Raw genomic sequence first — 9,799 nt, 5'->3', positions numbered from 1 at the left:
CCATCGAAGGTTAAGCGGTCGACTTGACCCGTGGCAAGGGTCAATTGATAAATTTGTGGCTTACCTCCCCTATCTGAAGTGAAAACCAGAGATTTGCCGTCCGGCATCCAGTTCGGCTCGGTGTCAATGGAGAAGTGACGGGTCAACCGGGTGAAACGACCGCTGTTCAGGTCAAGGACATAGATCTCAGGATTGCCATCTTTCGACAGCACCATCGCCAGCTTGGACCCATCCGGAGACCAGGTGGGGGAGCTATTCAGTCCCTTGAAGTTGGTCAACTGCTGGCGCGCGCCGGTGCGCAGGTTCTCGCGGAAGATCGCCGGGCGGCCGGTCTCAAAGGAGACATAAGCCACCTCCTGGCCATTGGGGGACCAGCTGGGAGACATCACCGGCGCGCTGAAGCGGCGGATCTGGCGGGCGCGAGCGCCGTCGATATCCGAAAGAATCAGTGCGTAGCTCGGCTTGCCGCCGCGCTGGGTTTCCTGCACGTAGACCATCTGGGTACCGAAGGCACCGCGAATGCCGGTTATGGCCTCGAAGATCTCGTCAGACGCGCGGTGGGCAATATCCCGCAACTGCTGGGCACCGCCGGTCACCTGCTTGGTAAAGGTTTTGTGCTGACCAAAGATATTGACGAGGTCAAATGTCAGCAGATAGCCGCCGGCTTGCGGCTGCATACGGCCGGTCACCACGTATTCCGCGCCCAGGATTCGCCAGTCGCGGAAGCTCACCTCCTCCGGTGTTTTCGGGAACGACAGCATATCTGTGCGCGGAATCGGCGCGATCAGGCCACTGCGGCGCAGGTCCGCAGACACAATCGCGGCCACATCTTCCGACAACACACCGCTGCCGGACCAGTCGAATGGCACCACCGCGACGGGGGTCGGGTTGTCGTTACCATCGACAATTTCCACCACCAGCTGCGCCTGGGCGGAAACCGCCAGCACACAGCTGATCAGGGTGGCAAAGAACAAAGAGACTGTTTTTTTCATCATTGGCGCAAGCCTTCGACTCGGAATATCAGTTTGGTGGTTCGTATCTGGCGCTCAAACAGCGACGGTTCCTCACGGGCCACTTCGGCCACCTCGGGGAACACCTCTACTTTCTTGACCGCGGTAGAGACAGATCTATCCACAGCGGCATTGCCACTGCTCTTGGTAATGGTGGAAGCCACCACCCGCCCGGTGGGCACGAAGTTGATCTGCACCTCCACGACCATACCATTGCGGGCGCTGGGAGGGCGGCTCCACACGGCTTCAATCCGTTGCTGGATCGCCTGGGCAACGGACATCACGGCGGCGGCATCATCACTCGCCTCGCTCAGCTCCTCTTCTTCCTCGAGGGCCTCCTCAAAGGCGCTCTGGCGCTCCTTCTCAAGCTGCTCTTTGCGCTCCTGCTCCTTGCGCTCTTTTTCCTTGCGCGCCCTCTCTTCCGCCGCACGCTTCTTGCGCTCGGCTTCTGCCTTGGCCTTTTTCTCTGCCTCGAGCTTTTTCTTGCGCTCTGCCGCGGCCTTGCGTTTCTTCTCAGCCTCGGCCTTGCGCTGGCGCTCCAGCTCCTGCTGGCGGCGCTTTTTCTCGATCAGATCCACCTTGGGTGGCGCGGTTTTCTTCTGCGCCTTGGACTCCAAAGTCACCAGCTTGGCCTGCACAAACTTGGGCATCGGCTTCAGTTCGCGCTTGTGTTCCGCTTCCCAGCCGAACGTCAACACCGCGATCAACGCCGCGTGCAGGGCAACACTTATAACGATAGCCGGGCCGTAGGAGCCGTTCATATCAGTCCGCGACCCCACTCATTCCGACGGCGGCTCGGTGACCAGGCCCACACTGGGCGCACCGGCCTGCTGCAGTTGGGTCATGGCGCCGACAATCAGGCCGTATTTGGCGTCGGTGTCACCCCATACCAGTACCGGGGTCTTGGGCTTCTGGCGCAGCACCTTGGCCACGGTGTCCTTGATCTCCGCCAGCGGTTTGGCGACTTTTTCATCATCACCCAGATTCAGGTAATAGGTGCCATCGGCGCGCACGGAAATGATCAGCGGCTCGTCGTCGGTGTCATCGATGGGGGCAGAAGGCGCATCCGGCAGGTCCACCTTGACACCCTGCATCAGCAGCGGCGCGGTCACCATAAATACGATCAGCAGCACCAGCATCACGTCGATGTACGGCACCACGTTGATCTCGGAGACCAGCTTGCGCTTGGGCGTTTTGCGAAAATTGCTCATTACTAAGCTCTACTCTCGGTTTCGCTCTTTCCTGGCGACAGGCGTTAGCTGGCGGCGTGCACCTTGCGGTGCAGGATGGAGGAGAACTCTTCGGCGAAAGTCTCGTAGCTGGACAGCAGCCATTCCGCGCGGGCGGAGTAGCGGTTGTAGGCCATGACCGCGGGAATCGCGGCAAACAGGCCCATGGCGGTCGCCACCAGTGCCTCACTGATACCGGGCGCCACGGTGGCGATGGTGGCCTGGTGCATGGTGGCCAGGCCGCGGAAGGAGTTCATGATCCCCCACACGGTGCCGAACAGGCCGATATAGGGGCTGACGGAGCCGACGGTCGCCAGGAACGGCAGGTTCATTTCCACCTTTTCCTGCTCCCGGGACATGGCCACGCGCATGGCCCGCTCGGTGCCCTCCATTACCGCCGCGGGACTGCTCTTGCCCTGCTGGCGCAGGCGGGTAAATTCGGTAAAACCGGCGCGGAAGATGGACTCGACCCCGTCCATGCGGCCCTTCTCCGCACGGGCGTTGCCGTCGCGGAACAGCTGGTTCAGGTCGGAACCGGACCAGAAGCGGCGCTCGAAGTTGACCAGGGACTTTCTCGCCCGGGACAGGTAACTGCCCCGCTGAATGATCATCACCCAGGAAATGACCGAGGCCATCAGGAGCATCAGCATCACCAGCTGCACCAGCAGACTGGCACTGGAAATCAGGCCCCAGAGAGAAAGTTGTTCACCGGCATTCATGTTATCGACTCGCTGCCTTCAATGCTTGATAGATGTTTTCAGGTAAGGCGCAGGGTTTGCGGCTGGCGTCATCCACGCAGGCCACTTTGACCACACCTTCGCAAATAATTTCATCGCCGCGCCAGATTTTCTGTTCAAAGGTCACGGCGGCGCGCCCCAGTTTGCCAACGGCGGCACTGGCGCGCAATTTATCGTCCAGTATTGCACTCCGCCGATACTGAACCTCCGCTGAATGCACCACCAGCAGCAACCCCTGCTGCGGCATGGCGGGCTTATCATAGCCGAGGGACCGGACCAATTCTGTGCGCGCCCGCTCCATATACTTTAAATAATTGACGTAATACACGATTCCGCCAGCGTCGGTATCCTCGATATAGACGCGAATGGGAATACTGAAAGGCTCTGACACGCGTTATTCCTGAATTTCGGCCCGCCAGCTCGGTTATTCTGTCGATGGCGGTTGATGGCCTCCGGTGCACCTTCACAGGTTGCACCGGAGGCTAAATGAGACATGCTACAGGATGCAGACCGATCCGTCAGGTGCGGTCAGGCTTGGGAATGCCGAAGTGTTCGTAGGCCAGTGCGGTCACCACTCTGCCCCGGGGGGTGCGCGCGAGATAGCCCTGCTGGATCAGGTAGGGTTCCAGCACGTCCTCGATGGTATCCCGCTCTTCGCTCACCGCAGCGGCGAGGCTGTCGACCCCCACCGGGCCGCCGTCGAACTTCTCGATCATGGTCAGCAGCATGCGGCGGTCCAGCTGGTCGAAGCCGCTGGCGTCCACGTTGAGCATATTCAGCGCGCGGTCCGCGGTGTCGGCACACACGTGGCCGTCACTCTTCACTTCCGCGTAGTCGCGCACCCGGCGCAGCAGGCGGTTGGCGATCCGCGGGGTGCCGCGCGCGCGGCGCGCCACCTCGTGCGCACCGCCCTCATCCATGTCCACGCCCATCAAGCCCGCGGAGCGCGCAACGATACTGGTAAGGTCTTCCACGTTGTAGAACTCGAGACGCTGCACGATACCGAAGCGGTCCCGCAGTGGCGAGGTCAGCAGGCCCGCGCGGGTGGTGGCCCCCACCAGGGTAAACGGCGGCAGGTCCAGTTTGATCGAGCGGGCCGCGGGGCCTTCGCCGATCATGATATCGAGCTGGTAATCCTCCATCGCCGGGTACAGCACTTCTTCCACGTGGGGGCTGAGGCGGTGGATCTCGTCGATAAACAGCACGTCGCCGGGCTCGAGGTTGGTCATGATCGCGGCGAGGTCGCCGGCCTTCTCGAGCACCGGGCCGGAGGTGGTCTTGATCGCAACCCCCATTTCCGCCGCGATAATATTGGCCAGGGTGGTCTTGCCGAGACCGGGTGGGCCGAATACCAGGGTATGGTCGAGGGCCTCTTTGCGCAGTTTCGCGGCCTGGATAAAAATTTCCATCTGCTCGCGCACCACTGGCTGGCCGACATAGTCGGACAGGGTCTTGGGGCGCACCGCGCGGTCATACTGCTCTTCCTGCCCGCTGGGGCCGATGGGTTCGGGGGCGATCAGGCGGTCGGCTTCAATCACGGGGCGATCTCACAAATTTGGCTTTTCAATTTCATGCGGGCGCCATGCTTTTGAGGGCGAGGCGAATCAGGGTGGCGCTGTCGGCGTCGGGCTGCTCTTTGGCCGCGCGGGCAACCATTTTGCTGGCGTCTGTGGGTTTGTAACCCAGTGCGGCCAGTGCACTTTCGGCCTCGCCGGCGTGGTCAATCTTGGGTTCGGCACTGGTGGCCATCAACGGGATATCGCCGAGGTCGCCGGTCTGCGGGGTGAGTTTGCCGCGCAATTCGATGATCAGGCGCTCGGCGGTTTTCTTGCCCACGCCCGGCACTTTGACCAGGGCGCCGACATTGTCGTCTGCCACACAGCGCGCCAGCGCAGCACCGTCGAGGCCGGACAGGATCGCCAGCGCCATTTTGGGGCCGACGCCGTTGACCTTGATCAGGGTTCTGAACAGCTGCCGGTCCGACTCGCGGATAAAGCCAAACAGCTGCTGGGAAGTTTCCGACACTGCCAGGTGCGTGTGCAACTGCACGCTTCCACCCAACGGGGGCAGCTCGAAAATGGTGGTCATGGGGGCCAGCACTTCGTAGCCCACACCCTGGACGTCTACCAGTAATTGAGGAGGCTGTACTGCGGCCAGGGTGCCGGTGAGTCTTCCGATCATTGTTATTCCTGATCTTGATTCGGGTTCCGGGGCTCCTTCACTTGGAGCCCGGTGGTACCTACTGTGTTATTTCGGTGGCGGCGCTGTTGCCGGTAATGCTTTGCAAGACACGCCGTGAACCCGGTAGCAAAACCGCCACGGACTACCAGACTCGGTACCCGCAAACCCTCAGCCCAAACCAGACTCGCTAAGTAACACTCAAGCGCCCGCGCCGGAACCGCGCCCGCGACCCGGCAGAAGACTGAATCAAGGTCTGCATCGTATGCATATGACAAAGCGCCACCGCCAACGCATCTGCGGCATCTTCCTGCGGCGAGGCGGGTAGTTTCAGCAGGGTTTTGACCATGTGCTGCACCTGCAGCTTGTCCGCGCCACCATTGCCCACCACCGCCTGCTTGACCTTGCGCGCCTCGTATTCCGCCACCGGCAGATCCGCGTGGGTGGCCGCAACAATCGCAGCACCCCTCGCCTGCCCCAACTTCAGGGCCGAGCCGGCGCTCTTGGACATGAATACATTCTCGATCGCCATCTGCTGCGGCTGGTACTGCTGCGCAATCTGGCTGACGGCATCGAAGATCAGTTTGAGGCGTTCCGGCAGGGGGCCGTCGGGCAGGCGGATCACGCCGCTGGCCACATAGCGCGCATTGGAGCGCTCTACATCGATCACGCCGTAACCGGTCTTGCGCGAGCCGGGGTCAATTCCCAGAATTCGGGTCACGGCGAGCAGCCCCCTGTACATTTATACAATTGTTGCGGGAAGTGTCCCAAGGCCGCGCCGGGGCGTCAAGGGCGGCTTCGGCAATGGTGAAGCCCGGATACAAAAATGCCCCGACGAGCGGGGCATTTGACTGTAATGGGTACGCTGGGGTTAGCCCAGTTCTTCCATTACTTCGTCCGGAATATCTGCGTTGGTGTACACATTCTGCACATCGTCCAGGTCTTCCAGCATATCCACCAGCGCCATTACCTTCTCCGCACCGTCCTTGTCCATGGGCACGGTGGTGGACGGGATCATGGCGATCTCGGCATTGTCAGGCTTGAAGCCCGCTTCACTCAGGGCGTCTTTCACGGACATGTAATCGGTGAATTCGGTGGTGACCTCGATGCTGCCGTCGTCATTGGTCTCGATGTCTTCGGCACCCGCCTCGAGGGCGGCTTCCATCAGTGCATCTTCGTCCGCGCCCGGCTCGTAATACATCTGCCCCTTGCGCGAGAACAGGTAGGCTACGGAGCCATCGGTACCCAGGTTGCCGCCGCGCTTGGTAAAGGCGTGGCGCACTTCGGCCACGGTGCGGTTGCGATTGTCGGTCAGGCACTCCACCAGTACCGCAACACCGCCTACACCGTAACCTTCATAGGTTACCGCCTCGTAGTTGTCACCCTCGGCATTGCCGGCGCCGCGCGCGATGGCCTTGTCGATGGTGTCGCGCTTCATGTTCGCGCCCAGGGCCTTGTCGATGGTGGCGCGCAGGGTTGGGTTGTCATCCGGGTTGCCGCCGGACTTGGCGGCGACGGTCAGTTCGCGAATGATCTTGGTAAATACCTTGCCCCGCTTGGCATCCTGGGCCGCCTTGCGGTGTTTGATATTGGCCCATTTACTGTGTCCAGCCATCGATAATTCTCCGGTCTTACTCCAATTTACGGCTTGAATGGATTCCCGTCACCCCGGCCTGCGCCGGAATGACGATGAGGAAACCTTAGCCCTATCTATTAACCAACCTGCTCTTCTTTCTGGCGCAGGCGAATGCTCAGCTCGCGCAGCTGCTTGGCGTCTACCGCGCCGGGAGCGTCGGTCATCACACAGGCCGCGCTCTGGGTTTTCGGGAAGGCGATGACGTCGCGAATGGAGTCGCTGTCGGTCATCAGCATCACCAGGCGGTCGAGGCCGAAAGCCAGGCCACCGTGGGGCGGTGCACCGTACTTGAGGGCGTCGAGCAGGAAGCCGAACTTCTCGCGCTGCTCTTGTTCGTCGATACCCAGCACGCCGAATACGGTCTGCTGCATATCCTGGTTGTGGATACGGATGGAGCCACCGCCCAGCTCGGTGCCGTTCAGCACCATGTCGTAGGCGCGGGACAGGGCTTCCAGCGGGCTCTTTTCCAGTTCTTCCGGCGCGCAGGAAGGCGCGGTGAACGGGTGGTGCAGTGCGGTGAGGCTGCCGTCATCGTTCTCTTCGAACATCGGGAAGTCCACTACCCACAACGGCGCCCACTCGGCCACGTACAGGTCGAGATCTTCACCCAGCTTGCAGCGCAGTGCGCCCAGGGCTTCGGATACCACTTTTTCCTTGTCCGCACCGAAGAAAATCAGGTCGCCGTTCTCCGCCTGCAGGCGGTCGAGGATGGCTCCGCGCACGTCATTCGGCAGGAACTTGACGATGGGGGACTGCAGACCGTTTTCCAGGTCCGCCTTGTCGTTGACCTTGATGTAGGCCAGGCCCTTGGCGCCATAGATCGACACGTACTTGGTGTAGTCGTCGATCTGCTTGCGGGTCAGCTTGTCGTTGCCGCCGGGTACCTTCAGCGCGGTGACGCGGCCTTTCGGATCATTGGCCGGACCGGAGAAGACTTTAAAGTCTACTTCGGTCATCAGGTCCTTGATCTCTACCAGCTCCAGCGGGATCCGCAGGTCCGGCTTGTCGGAACCGAACTTGGCCATGGCTTCGCTGTAGGGCATGCGCGGGAACTCGCCCAGGTCCACCCCCTTCAGTTCTTTGAACAGCTTGCGAATCATGCCCTCGGTGATGGACATGATGGCGTTTTCATCGAGGAATGCGGTCTCGATATCGATCTGGGTGAATTCCGGCTGGCGATCCGCGCGCAGGTCTTCGTCGCGGAAACACTTGGCGATCTGGTAGTAGCGGTCGAAGCCGGACACCATCAACAGCTGCTTGAACAGCTGCGGCGACTGCGGCAGGGCAAAGAATTTGCCCCCGTGGGTGCGGCTCGGCACCAGGTAGTCGCGGGCACCTTCCGGGGTGGCGCGGGTCAGGATCGGGGTTTCGATGTCCAGGAAGCCCTCGCCGTCCAGGTAGTTGCGGATGGCGTTGGTGATCTTGGAGCGGAAACGCAGGTTGTGCTGCATTTCGTTGCGACGCAGGTCCAGGTAGCGGTACTTCAGACGCACGTCTTCGCCGACGGCGGTGTGCTCGTCGAGCTGGAACGGCGGGGTCTCGGCGCTGTTGAGGATTTCCAGCTGCAGGCCGTAGACCTCAATTTCACCGGTGACCATATTCGGGTTTACCGCTTCGGGCGCACGGGCGCGCACGCGGCCGGTAACCTTAAGTACATATTCGCTGCGCACGCGGTCGGCCAGGGTAAAATGCTCCGCGGCGTCCGGGTCGAATACCACCTGGGCGATACCGTCGCGGTCGCGCAGGTCGATGAAGATCACTCCACCGTGGTCGCGGCGGCGGTCTACCCAGCCACACAGGGTTACTTCGCGGTCTATATCAGCGGATCGCAGGGCGCCACAGTAGTCGGTGCGCATGGAGTCTTATTCCCTTAGTCAGTAAATTTGAATCAGCTTGCTTTGGTTGCGCCGGCGGCAGAACTTGAACTGCCGGATGCCGGTTGGTCCTTTTTGGGCTTGGCGCCATCACCGGCAAGGTTCTTCTTGCTGCCGGTCTTGAAGTCGGTCTCGTACCAGCCGCCGCCCTTGAGGCGGAATCCGGCTGCGGAAATTTTCTTGCTCAGCCCGGCCTGATTACAGGCGGGGCAGTCTGTCAGCGGGGCGTCGCTCATACGCTGCAGGGCTTCCAACTGGTGGCCACAGGCCTTGCACTGGTATTCGTAGATAGGCATGGCTTCTACCTGAGATCTCACGGAATCCAAAGGGGCGCAGATTATACATGAGCACCCGGGAGGGAAGAAGTTACTGGAGGCCGAGCCCTGTCCCGCCCCCTTTCCGGGGTGACAAAAGGCTAATTTCCGGCCAAAACCCTATAAAAATGCACTTTTTTTCCAATTTTCCCCGGTGCGCGCGGATAAAAACTGGATATACTCAGTCCAGTACTTGGGAATACCCTGTTGTACTGGGGAATCCGGGCCTTTTCCGGAGCTCCCGAACCACTTTCACTGGAAAAACACTTATATAGAAGGAAGCTAACGATGGCCGCACGCAAAAAAGCAGCAGCTAAGAAAGCCCCCGCCAAGAAGACTGCAGCCAAGAAGGCTCCAGCGAAGAAAGCAGCAGCCAAGGCCGCTCCGAAGGCCAAGAAAGTGACTGCAATCAAGGAGAAGTACACCAAGACCCAGATCCTGAACCAGATCGCGGAGAACACCGAGCTGTCCCGCAAGCAGGTTCAGTCTGTTCTGGACGAGCTGACCGATCTGATCGAAGGTCACGTAAAGAAGCGTGCGGTAGGCGAGTTTGCGCTGCCGGGTCTGATGAAGATCACCACTGTGAAGAAGCCGGCCAAGAAGGCGCGCAAGGGTATCAACCCGTTCACTGGCGAAGAGACCATGTTCAAGGCCAAACCTGCGAGCATCCAGGTAAAGATTCGCCCGCTGAAGAAGCTGAAGGAAATGGCCGAGTCCTGATTTTCGCCCGCTTTCAGCCAGGAAAACCCCGCTTTTGCGGGGTTTTCTGGTTCTGGGGCACCGGTTCTTACCAAGCCCGTGGCGGTGCTGGCACCGGTGAA

General features: G+C 60.6%; 12 protein-coding genes. 1 reads left to right on the top strand and 11 read right to left on the bottom strand.

All coding sequences use genetic code 11. From position 1 onward, the window contains the following. The 11 genes from tolB to QZ511_RS15255 all read right to left on the bottom strand — a co-directional run. Positions 1 to 995 (bottom strand): Tol-Pal system beta propeller repeat protein TolB (tolB, locus tag QZ511_RS15305; RefSeq protein ID WP_295803650.1); only part of this gene is annotated, 995 nt, incomplete at its 3' end. Next, positions 992 to 1,771: a cell envelope integrity protein TolA gene (tolA, locus tag QZ511_RS15300; protein WP_295803649.1), complete on the bottom strand. Its 780-nt coding sequence runs from the start codon at positions 1,769 to 1,771 to the stop codon at positions 992 to 994. The genes tolB and tolA, both read right to left, overlap by 4 nt. A gap of 18 nt (positions 1,772 to 1,789) precedes the next feature. Continuing rightward, positions 1,790 to 2,221, bottom strand: a complete 432-nt coding sequence (gene tolR / locus QZ511_RS15295) for a protein TolR (protein WP_295803648.1) — start codon at positions 2,219 to 2,221, stop codon at positions 1,790 to 1,792. Between the two features lie 44 nt (positions 2,222 to 2,265). Further along, on the bottom strand, positions 2,266 to 2,958 hold the full coding sequence (tolQ, locus tag QZ511_RS15290) for a protein TolQ (protein ID WP_295803646.1): 693 nt from the start codon (positions 2,956 to 2,958) through the stop codon (positions 2,266 to 2,268). A 1-nt stretch (position 2,959) separates the two neighbouring features. Then, positions 2,960 to 3,367 (bottom strand): tol-pal system-associated acyl-CoA thioesterase, encoded by a 408-nt coding sequence (gene ybgC, locus QZ511_RS15285; protein WP_295803643.1) that lies wholly within the window; start codon positions 3,365 to 3,367, stop codon positions 2,960 to 2,962. Between the two features lie 127 nt (positions 3,368 to 3,494). Next, positions 3,495 to 4,514, bottom strand: a complete 1,020-nt coding sequence (gene ruvB, locus QZ511_RS15280; RefSeq protein WP_295803641.1) for a Holliday junction branch migration DNA helicase RuvB — start codon at positions 4,512 to 4,514, stop codon at positions 3,495 to 3,497. Positions 4,515 to 4,545: 31 nt separating this feature from the next. After that, the gene (gene ruvA / locus QZ511_RS15275; protein ID WP_295803639.1) at positions 4,546 to 5,157 is read right to left on the bottom strand and encodes a Holliday junction branch migration protein RuvA; all 612 of its coding nucleotides are present in this window, start codon (positions 5,155 to 5,157) and stop codon (positions 4,546 to 4,548) included. A gap of 187 nt (positions 5,158 to 5,344) precedes the next feature. Continuing rightward, positions 5,345 to 5,875: a crossover junction endodeoxyribonuclease RuvC gene (gene ruvC, locus QZ511_RS15270; protein WP_295803638.1), complete on the bottom strand. Its 531-nt coding sequence runs from the start codon at positions 5,873 to 5,875 to the stop codon at positions 5,345 to 5,347. A 150-nt stretch (positions 5,876 to 6,025) separates the two neighbouring features. Next, positions 6,026 to 6,769 carry a YebC/PmpR family DNA-binding transcriptional regulator gene (locus tag QZ511_RS15265; protein WP_295803636.1) on the bottom strand — a complete coding sequence of 248 codons (744 nt, stop codon included), beginning with the start codon at positions 6,767 to 6,769 and terminating at the stop codon, positions 6,026 to 6,028. A 98-nt stretch (positions 6,770 to 6,867) separates the two neighbouring features. Then, positions 6,868 to 8,646 carry an aspartate--tRNA ligase gene (gene aspS / locus QZ511_RS15260; RefSeq protein WP_295803635.1) on the bottom strand — a complete coding sequence of 593 codons (1,779 nt, stop codon included), beginning with the start codon at positions 8,644 to 8,646 and terminating at the stop codon, positions 6,868 to 6,870. A gap of 32 nt (positions 8,647 to 8,678) precedes the next feature. Then, the gene (locus QZ511_RS15255; RefSeq protein ID WP_295803633.1) at positions 8,679 to 8,960 is read right to left on the bottom strand and encodes a zinc ribbon domain-containing protein; all 282 of its coding nucleotides are present in this window, start codon (positions 8,958 to 8,960) and stop codon (positions 8,679 to 8,681) included. 306 nt (positions 8,961 to 9,266) lie between these two features. Between QZ511_RS15255 and QZ511_RS15250 the strand changes: the two genes are divergently transcribed. Next, a complete protein-coding gene (locus QZ511_RS15250) occupies positions 9,267 to 9,698 on the top strand; it encodes an HU family DNA-binding protein (RefSeq protein WP_295803632.1) in 432 nt (143 codons plus the stop codon). The last annotated feature ends 101 nt before the right edge of the window (positions 9,699 to 9,799 follow it).

It is taken from the genome of uncultured Microbulbifer sp. (assembly GCF_913055755.1).
Lineage (GTDB): Bacteria > Pseudomonadota > Gammaproteobacteria > Pseudomonadales > Cellvibrionaceae > Microbulbifer.
Note: the sequence above shows the minus strand (reverse complement) of the source record. Positions and strands in the feature narration are given on the sequence as shown.